The organism is Chryseobacterium sp. S0630, assembly GCF_024158915.1.
Classification (GTDB): Bacteria; Bacteroidota; Bacteroidia; order Flavobacteriales; family Weeksellaceae; genus Chryseobacterium.
Window position 1 is genome coordinate 1 of sequence record NZ_JAMZGF010000016.1, and the last position, 16931, is coordinate 16931.

The 16931-nt window shown below is 37.7% G+C and carries 17 protein-coding genes; 5 read left to right on the top strand and 12 right to left on the bottom strand.

Annotation, left to right across the window (positions count from 1 at the left end):
• Window positions 1-359 (top strand): hypothetical protein (locus tag NK356_RS09385; protein WP_253316825.1); only part of this gene is annotated, 359 nt, incomplete at its 5' end.
• Between the two features lie 104 nt (window positions 360-463).
• On the opposite strand, the gene NK356_RS09390 is transcribed toward NK356_RS09385, so the two are convergent.
• The 12 genes from NK356_RS09390 to NK356_RS09445 all read right to left on the bottom strand — a co-directional run bounded on the left by NK356_RS09390 (window position 464) and on the right by NK356_RS09445 (window position 12689).
• Window positions 464-1831 (bottom strand): alginate export family protein, encoded by a 1368-nt coding sequence (locus NK356_RS09390; RefSeq protein WP_253316826.1) that lies wholly within the window; start codon window positions 1829-1831, stop codon window positions 464-466.
• Window positions 1828-2259: a DoxX family protein gene (locus NK356_RS09395; RefSeq protein ID WP_253316827.1), complete on the bottom strand. Its 432-nt coding sequence runs from the start codon at window positions 2257-2259 to the stop codon at window positions 1828-1830. Before NK356_RS09395 ends, NK356_RS09390 begins: the two co-directional genes overlap by 4 nt.
• A 205-nt stretch (window positions 2260-2464) precedes the next feature.
• On the bottom strand, window positions 2465-4237 hold the full coding sequence (locus tag NK356_RS09400; RefSeq protein WP_253316828.1) for an amidohydrolase: 1773 nt from the start codon (window positions 4235-4237) through the stop codon (window positions 2465-2467).
• Window positions 4238-4296: 59 nt separating this feature from the next.
• Entirely contained in the window at window positions 4297-4986 is a 690-nt protein-coding gene (locus NK356_RS09405; RefSeq protein ID WP_034696951.1) for a hydrolase, read from the bottom strand.
• 45 nt (window positions 4987-5031) lie between these two features.
• Window positions 5032-5907 (bottom strand): pirin family protein, encoded by an 876-nt coding sequence (locus tag NK356_RS09410; protein WP_034696950.1) that lies wholly within the window; start codon window positions 5905-5907, stop codon window positions 5032-5034.
• A gap of 483 nt (window positions 5908-6390) precedes the next feature.
• On the bottom strand, window positions 6391-6975 hold the full coding sequence (locus NK356_RS09415; RefSeq protein ID WP_079242424.1) for a Crp/Fnr family transcriptional regulator: 585 nt from the start codon (window positions 6973-6975) through the stop codon (window positions 6391-6393).
• A 10-nt stretch (window positions 6976-6985) separates the two neighbouring features.
• On the bottom strand, window positions 6986-7297 hold the full coding sequence (locus NK356_RS09420; protein ID WP_034696947.1) for a hypothetical protein: 312 nt from the start codon (window positions 7295-7297) through the stop codon (window positions 6986-6988).
• A 299-nt stretch (window positions 7298-7596) separates the two neighbouring features.
• A complete protein-coding gene (locus NK356_RS09425) occupies window positions 7597-9207 on the bottom strand; it encodes a Na+/H+ antiporter (RefSeq protein WP_034696945.1) in 1611 nt (536 codons plus the stop codon).
• Between the two features lie 261 nt (window positions 9208-9468).
• On the bottom strand, window positions 9469-10089 hold the full coding sequence (locus NK356_RS09430) for an alpha/beta hydrolase (RefSeq protein ID WP_253316829.1): 621 nt from the start codon (window positions 10087-10089) through the stop codon (window positions 9469-9471).
• 5 nt (window positions 10090-10094) lie between these two features.
• A complete protein-coding gene (locus tag NK356_RS09435) occupies window positions 10095-11048 on the bottom strand; it encodes a VOC family protein (RefSeq protein ID WP_253316830.1) in 954 nt (317 codons plus the stop codon).
• 210 nt (window positions 11049-11258) lie between these two features.
• Window positions 11259-11555: a GNAT family N-acetyltransferase gene (locus NK356_RS09440; RefSeq protein ID WP_034696941.1), complete on the bottom strand. Its 297-nt coding sequence runs from the start codon at window positions 11553-11555 to the stop codon at window positions 11259-11261.
• Between the two features lie 201 nt (window positions 11556-11756).
• On the bottom strand, window positions 11757-12689 hold the full coding sequence (locus NK356_RS09445) for a ring-cleaving dioxygenase (protein ID WP_034696963.1): 933 nt from the start codon (window positions 12687-12689) through the stop codon (window positions 11757-11759).
• A 551-nt stretch (window positions 12690-13240) separates the two neighbouring features.
• Here NK356_RS09445 and NK356_RS09450 point away from each other — a divergent pair.
• The 4 genes from NK356_RS09450 (at window position 13241) to metQ (ending at window position 16868) form a co-directional block, all read left to right on the top strand.
• On the top strand, window positions 13241-14236 hold the full coding sequence (locus tag NK356_RS09450; RefSeq protein ID WP_156106478.1) for an EamA family transporter: 996 nt from the start codon (window positions 13241-13243) through the stop codon (window positions 14234-14236).
• Window positions 14237-14252: 16 nt separating this feature from the next.
• Window positions 14253-15281, top strand: a complete 1029-nt coding sequence (locus NK356_RS09455; protein WP_253316831.1) for a methionine ABC transporter ATP-binding protein — start codon at window positions 14253-14255, stop codon at window positions 15279-15281.
• Window positions 15274-15930 (top strand): methionine ABC transporter permease MetI, encoded by a 657-nt coding sequence (gene metI / locus NK356_RS09460; RefSeq protein ID WP_114822506.1) that lies wholly within the window; start codon window positions 15274-15276, stop codon window positions 15928-15930. Before NK356_RS09455 ends, metI begins: the two co-directional genes overlap by 8 nt.
• Window positions 15931-16058: 128 nt before the next feature.
• On the top strand, window positions 16059-16868 hold the full coding sequence (gene metQ, locus NK356_RS09465) for a methionine ABC transporter substrate-binding lipoprotein MetQ (RefSeq protein WP_253316832.1): 810 nt from the start codon (window positions 16059-16061) through the stop codon (window positions 16866-16868).
• Window positions 16869-16931 lie beyond the last annotated feature (63 nt).

Below are 16931 nucleotides of genomic sequence, written 5' to 3' on the forward strand. Positions count from 1 at the left end.
TGCTCCAGCTATTTTTTATTTCTTTTCCAAAGTTTGTTGCGAGATGCGGGATTCGAGTTGCGGGTTATTTTTGTTGCGGGTTATTTTTGTTGCGGGTTTTAATTTTTGTTTGTTGGAATAACGCAAGGGCGCAAAGTTTTTTTAAGGTTAATGTTTTTAAGGCGCAAGTCGCTTTGCTCCAGCTATTTTTTATTTCTTTTCCAAAGTTTGTTGCGAGATGCGGGGTTCTGGTTGCGGGTTATTTTTGTTGCTTGTTATTTTTGTTGTGGGTTTTAATTTTTGTTTGTTGGAATAACGCAAGGGCGCAAAGTTTTTTTAAGGTTAATGTTGTTAAGGCGCAAGTCGCTTCGCTCTGGTGATTTATTTTTTCAAAGGTAGTTTCTGTGATGGAGAGGTGCATTGATGTGGGGTAATTGTTTAATTTATTTTCAAATGATCTCATTTTCAAATTCCCTGTATGTTTTTAAAATTTAAATACGATTCTGGAGTTGATGAAGAGTCCGTCTTTATGGTTGTCGATTACGTCGTTGATGAAAGCTCCGGTATTGAAATATTGTATTCCTGTGTTAAAGGTTAAAAATGGATTGATCTTATAATTGAAACTTCCTAAAAATGCAGTTCCGATGTATCTCTTTTTTGAGTTGGACGACGGCAGGTTCAATGTTCCGCTGGGTCTGTAAATTCCGTCCTGGGTAGAATATCTCCAGTTGAAAACTACGTCTGCCTGCACTGTTATTTTTTTACCTAAATCAATGGTTGCATAAGGATGGATATCAATTAAATTCACCGGACCGATCTGAGGATTAAATCCAAAATAGCCTCCTTTCGGATACAAAGGGTTGAATGTTCCCAATGTACCATCTCCTTTATTGCTGTCTCCTGAGATATAATCGTTTCTAAGGTTGATGGTCGGTTTTCCTTTTACATTTTCAAACATGTATCCGATGTCTGCAGAAGCCGTCCATGCGCTGATATTTCCTTTATTAAAGTTACCAAACTGATAGGCTGCTTCAAAATTGTAAATAAACCCTCCTCCATATTTCCAGAACCGCCCGCCAAAAGTGTGTCTGTTTTCATCGGAAAGTCCGTCTTCAAAACGTACATCTTTTCTATGGATTCCCAGATAATACAGCTCCAGATTTCCGCTTTTGGGAATAATCCATGTGTTGTAGCTTCCCCAAAGGTTGATTGATTTTGAAGATTTGTTATCAAAAGCTCCCGGGCTTATTTCACTGGCAGCCATCATAAAGGCATCAGATCTGAAGTTTCCTCTTTTGTACATGAATTTTAATCCATCAAAATAGAGTCTTAAATTCGGACCTTCTCTTACTGAGATCAGTCTTCCACTTCCATAATCAAGTTCCTGTCTTCCTGCACGCACCGTCAGTTTTTCTTTTTCATTTTTCAGAATATCAACATCAATGAAGAGATTCTGGATATTCAAATGGTCCTCATCAATAGGTCTTGGTCCATTTTTTCTTCCATTTTCCCATGCACTCCTCACCTGTCCGAAAATTCTCACTCTTGAGCCCAGATGCAGATCTGCATGTACATTGTATCTTTGAATCAGAAAAGGATTGCTTCCAATGTCCATTCTTCCCCAATCTTCATTGTTAAAGTCTACAAATTCCATTCTTGCTTCTCCTCCAAATGAAAGATAATTGTTGCTTTTTTCTGCAATCGGTATGTATTTGATAGAGTTGTAAAAAGTTTTTGCAGAGTCTTTATAGGAAGCATAATCTTCATCAAACCTCATCAGCTTGAACTGAGCAGAAAGCTGAGCCGGAATAAAAATCTGTAGCAACAGTACAATGGCAATCAGTTTTTTCATGATGATTTCTTTGTTAAATAATTGTCCACGGAATATTTTCCAGCTCCCATAAACAGTAAAAACAGGTAACACAAACTGTACATAAAGGGAGTGTCTTTTACCAGTAATGTATCATTCCAATGGAGAATAAAATATCCTGTAAGAGTCACAGCCAGGATTGGTAATACAGCAATTCTTGTAAAGAATCCAAAGATTACAAATACCGGAAATACCAGATTGGCAGCATCAGCGAAAAGACTGTTGAATGCTTCAGGAAGATGCAACGGGTTGGGTACCTGCTCTGCTTCTGAAACGCCCACTCCTATTTTTTTTAATCCGTGAGCTACGATTAATTCTACGGAAAGTAAAACTCTGAACACTAAAAGTGCTGCATCGGTTAATTTTCTTCCCGGATTGGTATTAGTGATGATATGGATTAACTTTTTCATGATTGGAATGAATTTTTAAGATGATTTTGTTTTTTTACCCGCAGATTGCACGGATTGACACGGATCATTGGTGGTATTTAATACTGTTGATGGCTTTGCGTGTAAGACCACCCCGTCAAAAATTCTTTGAATTTTTGCCACCCCTCCAAGGGAGGGGAATTTTCACCCCTTCAGTTGGAATGCTCGTGGATTTTGTGGTTTAAAATTATTTTGTCTGATAGCCTCCGTAATATTTTACAGGTGACCAGTCTGGAATGACTGGAAGTGGTGCTGGAGCTGCGGTTTTGTAGGTTTCATCTCCGTATACTACTTTTCCATCTACGATAGTCAGTTTTGAAGTGATATTTTTGATTTCTTCATCATTGACTGTGAAATAATCTTTATCCAAAATAGTAAGGTCTGCAAAATATCCTTTCTGGATTTTTCCTTTCTGATAGTCTTTGATGAGTTCATATCCTCCGTAGGTAGAAAGTGATAAGGCTGTTTTTCTGTCCAGCGTATTTTCTTTTCCCATCACCTGAGTTCCTCCTATTGTTTTCCCTGTGGTGATCCAGTATAAAGCAACCCATGGGTTATAACTTGCCACTCTTGTTCCGTCTGTTCCCAACCCCACCGGAATTCCCATTTCCAGCATTTTTTTCACCGGAGGAGATGCCAAAGCCGGCTTTTTACCATATCTGTGAATGAAACTTTCGCCCTGATATGCCATTCTGTGCTGTACTGCAATTCCTCCGCCCAAAGCTTTGATTCTTTTCATATTATCTTCGGTAACAGTTTCTGCATGATCAATAAACCATACTAATCCGTTCAAGGGAGTTTCTTTATTGACATCTTCAATAACATTTAAAAATCTTGTGATACTTTCATTGTACGTCGCGTGAATTCTGAAAGGCCATTTGTTTTTTACCAGAAGACTTACTACTTCTTTCATATTTTTCTCCATGGTAGCTGGAAGCTCAGGTCTTGGGAAAAGGAAATTTTCAAAATCGGCTCCGTCGGATACCAGGTTCTCCCCTCCTCCGTTGACATGATAATCGATTTCATTAAAATCATTGTGACCATGGTCGTCAATTTCTACCATTCCTATCCATTTGGTGTAATCTGCAAGTTCAGCTCCTTTTTTCTGGGCAAATAAGTAGTAAGGAAGACGAACAGTAATTTTCCCCTGTTTGTTCAGTTGATCTGTTGTTCCGTAATCGTCAGGAAAATTCTGGAAACCTCCACCTGCATCCATTACAGCAGTCACTCCTAATCTGTTAAGTTCAGTCATGTATTGAAGGGTAGAATTTACTTTTTCTTCTTCTTTCAGCTCTGGTAGTTTCGCCAATGTTGAATAAAGGATAAATGCATTGGGTTCTGCTACCAATAATCCTGTGGGATCACCGTTATTGTCTTTTTCAATTAAACCCTGTGCAGGATTTGGGGTATCTCCGTTGATATTCAGCTCTTTTAATCCGGCTTTATTTAACCATGCTTTTCCATAGAGATACATGACAAAAGTGGGTACATTTCCTGTAGCTTCATTAATTTCAGCCAGTGTAGGAAGTCTTTTTTCTTCAAACTGATATTCATTCCAGCCTCCGATGACTCTTACCCATTGCCCTTTCGGTGTTCTCTGGGCCTGTTCTTTCAACATTTCCAAGGCTCTTTTCAAAGATTTCACGCCATCCCAGCGAAGTTCTGTGTTATAAAATCTGCCTCCGCGAATCACATGCAAATGACTGTCAAACAATCCTGGAATCACTCTGTTTCCTTTGGCATCAATAACTTTTGTGTTTCCGTTTTTTAATTTTAAAATCTGGGCATTGGTTCCTACCTTTAAAATTTTGTGGTCTTTGATGGCAACAGCCTGTGCTTCAGGATTTTTATCATCCATTGTGGTAATCTTTCCGTTGGTGATGATCATGTCTGCTTTCTGAGCATGCATAATTCCTGTAGCCAAAACTGTGAAAAGTGTAAGTATATTCAGTAGTTTCATTATTTCAATATTTAAGTTTGAAGGTTTCGGCAGGCTTTCAGCCTGCCGAAACAGCCCCATTAGTGTTTTAACATTTCCTGAGCATACTGAATTCCAATACCATAAGCTCCACCATGTTTTTTCATTAGGTCATTAACCGGTTTGTATGTTTCTTTTCTTGCCCAGTCTCTCTGTAATTCCAATACATACTGAACTGATGTGATAGGATGTGCTCCTGCCTGAACCATACGGGTGATTGACTGATCGTGCGCTTCTTTAGAAATATCCCCTGAAGCATCTGTTACTACGTAAACATCATAACCTTCGTCAATCGCTGACAATACAGGACCTACAATACATACACTTGTCCATAATCCGGCAAAAACCAGTTTCTTTTTATTTTTTCCTGTAATGGCTTTGTGGGCATTAACGTCTTCCCATGTATTCATTGTAGTTCTGTCTACATATCCGCTTGTTGCTTCCGGATATACTTCTGAAATTTCCGGGAAAACAGGTCCGCTGAATGATTTTTCCGCCACTGTCGTTACTACTGTAGGAACATTGAATATTTTTGATCCACCTGCTACCAGTGCTACATTATTTCTTAATTCTTCCATGCTGATGCTTTTTGTGGCGAAAGCCATTTGTCCTTCGTGGTCTATAAGTACTACTGCATGATTGGTAGGATTTAATAATGATTTTCCAGGGTTTTGAGCTGTTGCTGTTAATGATAATAGGCCAGCTGCAAATGATAGGATTAATTTTTTCATAATAATTTAAAATTTAAGGGTTGTTATTTCTGTTGAATTTTTTATTTATAATGTCATAGGTACTTCCATCAAAAGGATTTCTGTACCTTCTTTAAGGGCTTTGATGTTAATTTCCTGAATATCCCAGACTCCGAATCCATCACGTTCTTCTATGATCTCTCCGCCTATTTCTGCGCTTCCTTTAAGGATGAAAGCATAGACTCCGTTTCCTTTTTTTCTGATCTGATATAAGGTTCCTTTATTCTGATCAAAAGTTCCCAGGTGAAACCATGCATCCTGATGAATCCATACACCTTCGTCATCTGCATTAGGAGAAAGAATCTGTTGAAATTGATTGTGACCTTTGGTTTTGTCTAAAGTGATCTGATCATATCTCGGCGTCACATTCCTTTTTTTCGGATAAATCCAGATTTGAAGGAATTTCACCAGTTGATCACTATTTTTGTTGAATTCGCTGTGCATAATTCCGGTTCCTGCACTCATTACCTGAATATCTCCGCTTCTGATTACTGCAGTATTTCCCATGCTGTCTTTGTGTTCAAGGTCACCTTCCAAAGGAATACTGATGATTTCCATATTGTCATGAGGGTGTGTCCCGAAGCCTCTTCCTGCTTCCACTTTATCATCATTCAGGACTCTTAATACTCCGAAGTGCATTCTTTCAGGGTTGTAATAATTGGCAAAGCTGAAAGTGTGCTGGCTCAGCAGCCATCCGTGATCTGCTTTCCCTCTTGAGTCTGCTCTGTGGATCACAGAGTTTTCTTTTATTTTTGATTCTGTATTGGGAAGATGATTGTATCCGATCGGTTCTAATGGTTCGATCTCGTCGATGTCATTTTTCATAGCGCTGGCCAAAGAAGCTGATGCTACAAACATTCCTGTTCCCAATAATCCTTTCTTTAAAAAATCTTTTCTGTCCATATCAGATTGTTATTTGTTCTTGTTTGATAGGACAAATTTAGAGAGACCGGAAACCCTGTACATTTAACTAGTTTAATAAATGGCTTTGCAGCAAAAAAAAAATGCCGGATACTTTTGTATTCGGCTGTATAACTATAATGGATTGCTGTTTTTTTTGGAAAGTACAAGAGTCTTTATTACTCTTAGGAACTATTTAATTTGAAAGAATGATTTAAAGAATAACTCTATTTAAATTCTACGGAATGACAAACTGTGTGGGTAAGGCCATCATTGCAATTGTTTCATTCCATAGGAACCTCTGTATGAATGACAAGCCAAAAAATAGTTGGAAAACGCAAAGACGCAAGTTGTTTTCTAAGCTAAATATTTTTATGACGCAAGGATTTTATCTCCGATAAAATGGGTGAATATAATTTCACAGAAATATTCACACCTATAAAGCCCATGCAAATCTCTGCAATCTGCAAGTATAAAAACTAAGATTTATTTTTCTTTTGAAGCGAGACGCTTTCTGATGGTACTGACAAATTCTTTTGAAACCCCAAGGTAAGAAGCGATGTAATACTGTGCTACTCTTTGTGGAATTGAAGGGTATACTTTGATGAACTCAAGGTATCTGTCTGATGCGGTTTTGGAAATGGTATTAACCAGTCGGCTCTGCAGGGTTGCCAGGTTTCTCTGAACCAGCATTCTGAAAACTCTTTCAAATTTAGGAACTTCCTGCAGTAATTTTTCTTTCGTTGAAGGGTTCAGCATATAGATTTCCGAATCTTCCAGCGTTTCAATATACACTTTAGAAGGTTTCTGCTCCTGAAATGAGGCAATATCACTGATCCACCAGTCTTCGATGGCAAACAACAGTGTTACTTCAGAACCATTATCATCCAAACAATACATTCTTACACATCCTTTATGAATATACCCTTCAAACTGGCAGATCTCTCCTTCTCTGAGCAAAACCGTTTTCTTTGGAAACGACTGGCAAACAAGCAGATCTGTAAAAGTTTTTTCTTCTTCCGGAGTGATTGAGATAAATCTTGTAATATTTTTGATGATATTTTCGAACATAATGTCAGGTTTATCCCTGCAAATTAGGAAAAAGACTGTAAACTTCATTCTTTAAAAGTCCACTTCCTCCTCCATAATGATCAATTACTTTAACATCCTTATCTAAACCGGCACAGAATATTTTTATATGTTTCTCAAAATCATCTTCTAAGCCAGAGCTTAAAAGGACAAGATCTACTTTATTATTTTTTATGTATTCATAGCAGAAATTTTCATCGCTTTGGATTTCTGCTGTCCAGCCTTCATTGTTTTCTATAATTCTTTTTAAAGTATCCAGAATTTCCTGGTTTTTTCCAATGACTAAAAAATGTAATGTTTTCATGTTGTTAAAAAGGTTTACTGTTTAAAATTCAAGGTTCAGAGTTTAATGTTCAATGTTTATATTGTTTGCGTAAAGGGTAAAATGACGATCTAGATTCCTATGGAATGACATAGTGTGTGGATAAATAAAGTGCTTAGTTTGTCCATTCATAGGAATGTAAAAACTTTTACTCCCAAATGCTCCCACTCCATAACCCGAATCTCGAAACCTACCTCCACACTAACAACTCTAATACTCTCAAACCCTCCGACTCTCTAACGTATTAACCCGAACCTCGAAACCCGCATCCAGTAACCAACTTACAAATGCTTATTACCTGTAATTTTCAACTCATTCAGATCCAGTTGAGATTCTGCTTTTCTAATCTCGTCATCACTGAAGAGTTTTTCACGTTTTATTGTAAACAGTTCTTTTCGCTGTAAGGCAAATATATCCAGCATTACTTTATGATATTCTGCCATATCATTTTGCCTGTTGGTACACATTTCAATAGAGCTTAAATGATTCTGGTGAAGTTTGATGTCGCTTTCCAGCGCCTTTTTAAGATTCTCCAGCAAACTATTACTGTTCACCGCTTCATTGTATTCGTTATCAAGTTTATGAACGGCAAGTTTATCCAGTCTCATCTGAATTCCGGCCTGTTGCTCATGAGAAGGAAGGATATGATCAATCTCTCCTATTTTGGTTAATTTAATCACTAAAGGCAAGGTAAGTCCCTGAAACACCAAGGTTACAAAAATGACAACGAATGTTATAAAAATGATCAGGTTTCTCATCGGGAATTCAGCTTGTGAATTCATCATAACCGGTATTGACAAAGCTGTTGCAAGGGAAACCACTCCCCTCATTCCTGCCCAGCCTATAATCAACGGATTTTTCCATCCCGGACTAGGATCACGGCGGGCTTTTTCACTGAACCATCTTGGAAGATGAGCCACAGGATAGATCCATAAAAGACGTACCACAATGACAATCAAACTTATAATCAAACCATATTTGATGCCTTCCATTACTGAAATATCACCTAATCCATTGATGATATCCGGAAGTTCAAGACCTATTAATACAAAAACCAAAGCATTCATCACAAAAATCAGCGTGTTCCAAACTCCTGTCATATTGATTCTTGTGGTTCCTGTTTTAAAAATCTCATGAGCACGGAAAGACATAAACAATCCTCCGCTCACCACAGCCATCACTCCTGAAAAATGAAAATGCTCTGCTGAAAGAAACAAAATATAGGGAGTCATTACAGTAAGTGCCGCATCAATAGCGGGTGTAGTGGGTAAAAAACGGTGAATGGCATAAAAAACATGAGCCCCTGCAATTCCTACAACAACACCCATTCCTGCTACCAGAAAAAACTGTCCGGTCGCTTCATGCATTGAAAAAGCCCCTGTCATTACTGCAGCCAGAGCAAATCTGAAAACAATCAGTGACGAAGCATCATTAATCAAACTTTCTCCTTCCAAGATAGCAATCGTACGTTTAGGAACTTTTAATCCTTTTAAAACCGTTGTGGCAGCCACAGCATCCGGCGGTGAAACAATTCCACCCAATAAAAACCCTAATGCCAAGGTAAACCCCGGAATCAACATTTGTGAAGTATAAGCTACTACCAGAGAAGTCAGAAATACCAATCCAAATGCCAATAAGCTGATGGGACGTTTCCATTTCCAGAAGTCGTTCCATGACGTATACCAAGCCGCTTCGTATAAAAGAGGAGGTAAAAAAATCAGAAATATAATCTCCGGATCCAGCTTTAAAACAGGAACTCCGGGAATAAGGCTGATTCCCAAACCGGCAAGTACCAGAAAGATAGGATAGGCAATTTTAATCCGCTGTGCCAGCATGACCAGCATCATAACGAGTAATAAAAGTCCAAGGATTAAAAGGAGTTGTTCGTGCATGTTTTTAGAAGTTAGAAATTAGAGGTTAGTTTTCAGGTTCGGATTATTTAGGTTTGGGCTAAAGCCAGTGATTTTTTGTTTTTTGTTTGGCGGGCTAAAGCCCACCGCTATTGAATGCTAATTGATGTATTGAGACTCCTACGGAGTGATAAATATTACGCTTTATCTATCCGTACACTTTGTCATTCCGTAGGAATCTCCACTTCACTTAAACACCTAAAGGATCATTAAAAATTATAAATACATTCAAAGTTAAAATACTTATTTAAATATAACTGAATTAGCGATTTCAATTTCTTCCTCGTTAATAGAGTGCCCGAAATTGGCATATACTTTTTCTGTTACCTCCGCATTCATTTCTCTTAAAATATTGGCTGTAGCATATACTCTTTCTATGGGAACATGAAAATCAGGATTACTGGTTCCCAGGAAAATTGGAGTTCCTGCAAAATCGCCTTTATAATTTTCACGGTTGATTTTATCTCCAATCACGCCACCAATAATGGCTGCTGCTCCACCAAACTTCTGAGCGTTTCGGGCTAAAAATTCAAGGGTAAGACAGGCTCCCTGGGAAAATCCGAAAAAGTAGATATTTTCAGGTTTAATTCCTGCATTGGCAGCTGCTTTTACCGTTTCTTCAACCATTTCAAGGGCTGATGATAACCATGGTTCATTTTGTTCTACCGGAGCTATAAATGAAAAAGGATACCAGGTATGATTCAAAGCCTGTGGGGCTAGCAATGCATAATCTTTCACATTCAAATGCTGGGATAAACTCAGAATATCCTGAGCACTTCCTCCGCGTCCGTGAACCATGATTAAAGCTTTTTCTGCCTTATTCAAGGGTATTCCTGCTGTTTTTATATTTAAAATATGACTCATTATTTTTATCTGAATTTTTCTGTTGGATAATCGATTTTGGGAAGAACTTCTTTCAAACGTTCTCTTCTTTTTTCAAACTGTAGCGGCAATTGCAGATCTTCTCCTAAAAATGCAGCTTCTTCATCTACATCGAATCCGGGACCTGAAGTTGCTATTTCAAACAAAACGCCTCCCGGTTCTTTAAAATATACAGAAGTAAAATATTTTCTGTCTTTCACTTCGGTATGCTCCAATCCGTATGCATTTAATCTTTTTACCATTTCAAGCTGGGATTCTGCATCGGGAGTGGCAAAAGCTACGTGGTGAACCGTTCCTCTTCCGGCTAGTCCTTTCAAAGCGTTGGGAGTAGAAAGCAGATCTACATATTTCCCCGGCATATTTTCTGTTCCTAATCTCAATCGGTCAGGACTTTCTTTAATGACTTTATGATCCATCTGAGTAGTAAGAAGCGCAGCCGTTCTTTCATAAGCATCCTGCCAGATTTCCACATGATGGATTCCTTTTATCGCATAATCTTTAGGAATATAGCCGTTGTAATATCCTTTTCTTTCGTCTTTATCATTAAAAACCAATTCCAGTCCCAATCCGTCAAAATCTTCCAGATAAATGAAAACTTCATCAGAAAATCTTTGCTGCGGCTGTTTGAAAGGAATATTGAATTGTTCCAGACGGTTCATCCAATAATCCAAAGCATCTAAAGAAACTGAAAAAGCAGTGGTATTGAGCATTCCTTTACCATGTCTGCCATTGATAAGGTCTTTGCCATAAGGAAAAGTAGTCATGATTGTTCCCGGTGTTCCGTATTCGTCACCGAAATAAAAATGGTAAACATCTGAGTAATCAAAATTGACTGTTTTTTTAACTAAACGAAGTCCTAAAACTCCGGTATAAAAGTCTATATTTTCCTGTGCATTGCCGGTAATTGCCGTAACGTGATGCAATCCTGTAATAAGTTTCATTGTGTTGAAATTGTTAATTGGTTATTATGATAACATGCGAGATTTCGAGATTCGGGGTTCGGGATCTGAGTTGATAAGCGCGAGAGAGCTTTATTCATCTTTTGTCTTTCACTTCTGTTTTTTAGCTCAAGACTCTCAAACCCTCTTACCCTCCGACTCTCAAACTCGAATCCCGAAAACCCGTATCCCGAAACCCGACTCTCAAACTCACTACAGTTCTTCCTTCAACCATACATCATTATATTCTTCCGGATGACGTTTGAACTGAGCGTGAACATAAGGACATAGCGGTAGAATTTTTAATTCGTTTTCTCTTGCGTAGGAAACCAGCCTTTCCAGTAAAATTTTGGCAAAGCCTTTTCCTTCATATTCCGGGTTCACTTCGGTATGGTAAACAGTCAGTTTTTTTCCAATAACTGAAATATCCATTTTACCTGCTTTATGATCGTCTGAGAAAAGCTGAATCTCTCCTTTTCTTCCTTCTAAAACTATTTCTGTTCTTTCCATTTTTTATTTTTTTAGTATTAAATCGTGTTTTTTTTAACGCAAAGATTTAATAATGATCCTTCATATTTTAAGTTGACTTAAGAATGAATCAACAAGTTGATTCGATCAAGCGTCCTGCTACAATTACCTAAAATAAGTTTATATTCTGGATGTTTAAATCTTTATTCAAAATTAGCATCTTTATAAAATATGACCGATGATCTATGATAAGTTCGGCAATACTCCTGCTATTTTTTCTCTCATTCCTTCGTATTGAACGGGTAGTTTAAGATTTGTTCCCAACTCATTCAAAGGTTCATCCACAGTGAATCCCGGATTATCGGTTGCTATTTCAAACAAAACACCGCCGGGTTCACGGAAGTACAGTGAGTAGAAATAATCTCTGTTGATTTTTGGAGTGATGCTTAGTCCTGCAGATAAGGCTTTCTCACGATATTCCATCAAAACATTATCATCTTTTACTCTGAATGCAATGTGGTGATTGGTTCCCGCAGCATTTCTTCCAGCTGGAATTGTCTCATTTTCAATAATATCAACAAGATTAGCCGTATCAATGGCATCAGTAGCCAATCTGTATCTTTCTCCCTCCTGTTTCTGTAAGTCATATCCTAAAATATCAGTCAGAACTTTGATGGTTGGATCCGCTTTTTTTAGTGTTAAAGTGACATTGTGAAAACCTTTTAATGCATTTTCATCTTTGATATCATCTGTTGTCCATACTTTTCTATTGTCTTCAACTGATGGTTCGATCAGCTGTAGCTGAAGGCCGTCCGGATCTTTAAAAGAAATCATCTTTTCTCCAAATATTTCACCATCTTCTGTTGTCACATTCAAGCTTTGTAAATGGTTTTTCCAGAATTCAAGACTTCCTTTCGGTACTGAATATCCAATATGAGTAGCCATTCCGCTACCATTGGTTCCTTTTCCTATTCCTTCCCATGGAAAGAATGTAAGAATTGTTCCCGGAGTTCCATTTTCATTTCCGAAATAGAAGTGATACGTTCCCGGATCGTCAAAATTTACAGTTTTCTTTACCAGTCTTACGCCTAAAACTTTGGTATAAAAATCTAAATTTCTTTTGGCGTTGTCTGCAATAGCAGTAATATGATGCAGACCTAAAATTCTATTGTCCATGTCTTTTAATTTTGATGCTAAATTACAGTGAACAGAAATCCTGTACATTTAACTAGTTTAATAAATGCAAAAGCTTCATTTCGGATAAGACCTTCAGTCAAACTTTACACAATTCTCAAAAAATTCAATTTATTTTATATTTTCCACAACCCCAATTACCAGTCAATTTCTATAGTATTTGAATTAAAAAGCATAAAATATTGATAAACAGATTCAAATAAGCAAAAAATAAAAACACATAAAATACTGATAAACAATAAATTAAATCATTAACGATAATTTAATATTCAAAAAGCCTACTTTTTTAGTGGACTAATAAAAATTATATTATATATTTGCAAACGTATTCAGGAAATAAGACAAAATGAAGGCAGAATTAAAATATAATTCAATTAAGAAACATACCATCAAAAATATGATGAAGGATATGTGTATGCCTATACATCAAGAATACTGTGGTTGACCTTACTTTTATTTAGATATATTTTCAAAGGCTTTACCACGTGGTAGAGCCTTTTTTCATTGAACACAACAACATTAAAAAAATAAAAATGAGCAATTCTAAAAACAAATGGTTGATTCCATTGGCGTTTACAAACATCTATGTGATATGGGGAATTACGTTTTTAGCTATTTCATTTGGCTTAAAAGGTTTTCCGCCATTCATTCTTTCGGGATTAAGATTTCTGGTAGCCGGGATTCTGATGATGGGATATCTTCTGTCTAAAGGAGAAAAAGCAAATTCTCTGATCAACTGGAAGAAAAATGCCATTACCGGTATTCTTATTCTTACCGGAGGAACCGGGCTTGTAGCCTGGGGAGAACAATATGTAACGGCTTCTGAGGCAGCCATTTCAATTGCAACGGGACCATTCTGGTTCATTGCTATCGATAAAAAGAACTGGAAATATTATTTTTCAGATAAATTCATTCCGATAGGATTGATTATCGGTTTTGTAGGATTAGTTATGTTTTTAAAAGGCAGCGTAAATTCTAATGCTCATGCGATCGCTGACGGAAACCTGCGTATTACGGCATTTATAGTATTAGGATTAAGCTCCATTGCATGGGTATTGGGTTCTTTATATTCAAAGAAAAATCCGGCATCCCAATCTACCTTTATGAATATTGCCCAACAGCTTATCGTAGCGGGATTAGCTTCTTTTCTCATCGCTTTTTTCAGAAAAGAATGGTCTGATTTTTCAGTTTCTGCTGTTCCGTTATCGGCATGGTTTGGAGTCCTATTTTTGATCTTCTTTGGATCGATAGTCGCTTATTTGTCGTACATTTGGCTTCTGTCCGTAAAACCCGCTGCCTTGGTAAGCACCCATACCTACATCAATCCTATTGTAACAGTGATTGCAGGCTGGATTGTTGCCAACCAAAGCATCAATGGAGGTCAGTTGTATGGTTTATTCATTATATTACTGGGAGTACTTCTAACAAATGTCACTAAGTATTTCAGACTTTCAAAACGGGCCAAGGTCAAAATCAGAAGAGTAAGGAGATTTTTTAACAGAGCAGGCAGACGATATCAGCCTATTTAAACAGTATAAAATCAGAATGATAGAAATCAGAAACATATCAAAAACATTTCATCAGAAAAAACAGTCTTTCAAAGCACTGGATAAGGTGAGTCTTAATATAGAGAAAGGAGATATCGTAGGAATCATAGGATTTTCGGGTGCAGGAAAAAGTACGCTGATCCGTACCGTTAATCTCCTGGAAAGACCGGATGAAGGGCAGATCATTATTAATGGAAAAGATTTCACCAAGCTGAGCTCCAAACAATTGGCTGAGGAACGTAAAAAAATCGGAATGATCTTCCAGCATTTCAATCTTCTTTCTTCAAGAACTGTTTTTGATAACGTAGCTCTTCCTCTGGAACTGGATCATACCAGTAAGGACGAAATCACCAGAAAAGTAAACGAATTACTGAAAATCGTAGGACTTGAGGACAAAGCCAATGATTATCCTAAAAGCCTTTCTGGAGGACAGAAACAAAGAGTTGCCATTGCCAGGGCTTTAGCCAATGATCCTCACCTTTTGCTTTGTGATGAAGCAACCAGCGCACTGGATCCGGCTACCACGCAGTCTATTCTGCAGCTTTTAAGAGATATCAATCAGAGACTGGGAATTACCATCCTTTTAATTACCCACGAAATGGAAGTCATCAAAGCGGTCTGCAACCACGTTGCTGTGATCGATAAAGGAAAATTATTAACAAAAGGAACGTTAAGCGAGATTATTTCGGATAAAGAAAACCCGATCATCCGCCAGTTCATAAATTCAGACATCATGACCCTGCCACAGGAACTCAGCAACAGACTACAGAAAGAGCCTAAAGAAGGCTTATTTCCGCTGGTCGAAATAGAACTTAACGAAAACATCAGTGTTGAACAGATTCTTTCAACACTATACAACCAATATAAAATCCCTTATAAATTGTTAAAGGCAGATGTAGAATATTTTGGAAATTCCAATTTTGGTAAACTACTTTTGCAACTTCAGGGTGAAGCTGAAGAAAACCAACAGGCGATCTATTATTTCAACCAAAATAAAATTCAAAATACAGTAAAAGGATATGCTTAGTGATACGGTAATTGCCCTTTTGGCAAAAGGAACCTGGGAAACGGTTTATATGACATTTTTATCCGGATTTTTTGGATTTGTACTTGGACTTCCGGTAGGAATCATGTTATTTTTAACCAGAAAAGGACAACTGCTGGAAAATGCAGCCTACCATAGAGGATTATCTATTTTGGTTAATATTTTCCGTGCCATTCCCTTCATTATTCTGATTGTATGGATGATTCCTTTCACCAGAATTCTTGCAGGAACTTCTATTGGAGTGAATGCCGCTTTGGTTCCTCTAAGTGTGGGAGCTGCCCCTTTTATTGCAAGACTTGTAGAGAACAGTCTTATTGAAGTTCCTCATGGCCTTATAGAAACAGCCAGAGCTTTGGGCGCTTCTCCATTACAGATCATCAGAAAAGTTTTGCTTCCTGAAGCACTTCCTTCATTAATCAATAATGCAACCATCACTTTGATTACCTTAGTAGGTTACTCTGCAATGGGTGGTGCTGTAGGAGCTGGAGGACTTGGACAGGTAGGTTACCAGTATGGTTATATCGGATATGATATTGTTATTATGAATACCGTTTTGATTCTGCTTGTTCTTTTAGTTTTTATCATCCAGTTTATGGGCGACAGATTGTCAAAAAAGTTTGATCACAGGTAGTTTTTGGGTGAGAGGGTTTGAGAGTCGGAGTGTTTGAGAGTGGGAGATTCGGGGTGCGAGCTTCGGGATATGGAAAAGATAAAAACTTTTTGCTCTTTTGCTTCAATAGTATTTAAATAAAAAATAGAATGAAAAAAATAAAGATTTTTGGTGTATTGGCTGCAGGAATTTTGTTATTCAGTGCCTGTTCGGGAAGAAAAGATGACCCGAACTTTATCCGCGTAGGAATTACTTACGGACCGGAACAGGAAATTGCCGAAGTGGCAAAAAAAGTTGCTAAAGATAAATATAATCTGGAAGTGGAACTGATACCTTTCAATGACTACGTAGTTCCCAATGAAGCTTTGACCAACGGAGATATTGATGCCAATGCTTTTCAGCATATTCCTTATTTAACAGAGCAATCAAAACAAAGAGGATATAACCTTGTGCCTGTAGGAAATACATTTGTGTATCCTATTGTTGCCTACTCCAAAAAGATTACGAATATCAACCAATTACAGGAAGGCAATACGATTGTTATACCCAACGATCCTACCAACGGAGGACGTTCTTTACTGCTTCTGCAAAAAAGTGGTCTGCTGAAATTGAAAGATGGCGTCGGACTTCTTCCCAAAGTAACGGATATTACAGAAAACCCGAAACAACTGAAAATCATGGAAATTGAAGGGGCTCAGATTCCACGAGTTCTGGAAGACAGAGATGTTGTTGTGGGAGTGATTAATAATAATTTTGCTGCTCAGGCAGGGTTGGATCAGGAAAAACAAGGTATTCTTGTGGAAGATAAAGACTCACCTTATGTGAATGTAGTCGTTGCCAGACCAGATAATAAAAACAGCCAGAAAGTAAAAAACTTTGTAAAAGCCTATCAGTCTCCTGAAGTGGAAAAGAAAGCCAAAGAAATTTTCAAAGGAGGCGCTGTGAAAGGATGGGATTGATGAGTGAGAGGGTTTAAATGTGGGAGAGTTTGAGGGCTTGAGAGTATTAGAGTTATAAGAGTG

What these genes read in the sequence shown, in the direction of transcription:
- NK356_RS09390 (WP_253316826.1), bottom strand. Translation starts at nt 1,831, where the DNA reads ATGAAAAAACTGATTGCCATTGTACTGTTGCTACAGATTTTTATTCCG.
- NK356_RS09395 (WP_253316827.1), bottom strand. Translation starts at nt 2,259, where the DNA reads ATGAAAAAGTTAATCCATATCATCACTAATACCAATCCGGGAAGAAAA.
- NK356_RS09400 (WP_253316828.1), bottom strand. Translation starts at nt 4,237, where the DNA reads ATGAAACTACTGAATATACTTACACTTTTCACAGTTTTGGCTACAGGA.
- NK356_RS09405 (WP_034696951.1), bottom strand. Translation starts at nt 4,986, where the DNA reads ATGAAAAAATTAATCCTATCATTTGCAGCTGGCCTATTATCATTAACA.
- NK356_RS09410 (WP_034696950.1), bottom strand. Translation starts at nt 5,907, where the DNA reads ATGGACAGAAAAGATTTTTTAAAGAAAGGATTATTGGGAACAGGAATG.
- NK356_RS09415 (WP_079242424.1), bottom strand. Translation starts at nt 6,975, where the DNA reads ATGTTCGAAAATATCATCAAAAATATTACAAGATTTATCTCAATCACT.
- NK356_RS09420 (WP_034696947.1), bottom strand. Translation starts at nt 7,297, where the DNA reads ATGAAAACATTACATTTTTTAGTCATTGGAAAAAACCAGGAAATTCTG.
- NK356_RS09425 (WP_034696945.1), bottom strand. Translation starts at nt 9,207, where the DNA reads ATGCACGAACAACTCCTTTTAATCCTTGGACTTTTATTACTCGTTATG.
- NK356_RS09430 (WP_253316829.1), bottom strand. Translation starts at nt 10,089, where the DNA reads ATGAGTCATATTTTAAATATAAAAACAGCAGGAATACCCTTGAATAAG.
- NK356_RS09435 (WP_253316830.1), bottom strand. Translation starts at nt 11,048, where the DNA reads ATGAAACTTATTACAGGATTGCATCACGTTACGGCAATTACCGGCAAT.
- NK356_RS09440 (WP_034696941.1), bottom strand. Translation starts at nt 11,555, where the DNA reads ATGGAAAGAACAGAAATAGTTTTAGAAGGAAGAAAAGGAGAGATTCAG.
- NK356_RS09445 (WP_034696963.1), bottom strand. Translation starts at nt 12,689, where the DNA reads ATGGACAATAGAATTTTAGGTCTGCATCATATTACTGCTATTGCAGAC.
- NK356_RS09450 (WP_156106478.1), top strand. Translation starts at nt 13,241, where the DNA reads ATGAGCAATTCTAAAAACAAATGGTTGATTCCATTGGCGTTTACAAAC.
- NK356_RS09455 (WP_253316831.1), top strand. Translation starts at nt 14,253, where the DNA reads ATGATAGAAATCAGAAACATATCAAAAACATTTCATCAGAAAAAACAG.
- metI (WP_114822506.1), top strand. Translation starts at nt 15,274, where the DNA reads ATGCTTAGTGATACGGTAATTGCCCTTTTGGCAAAAGGAACCTGGGAA.
- metQ (WP_253316832.1), top strand. Translation starts at nt 16,059, where the DNA reads ATGAAAAAAATAAAGATTTTTGGTGTATTGGCTGCAGGAATTTTGTTA.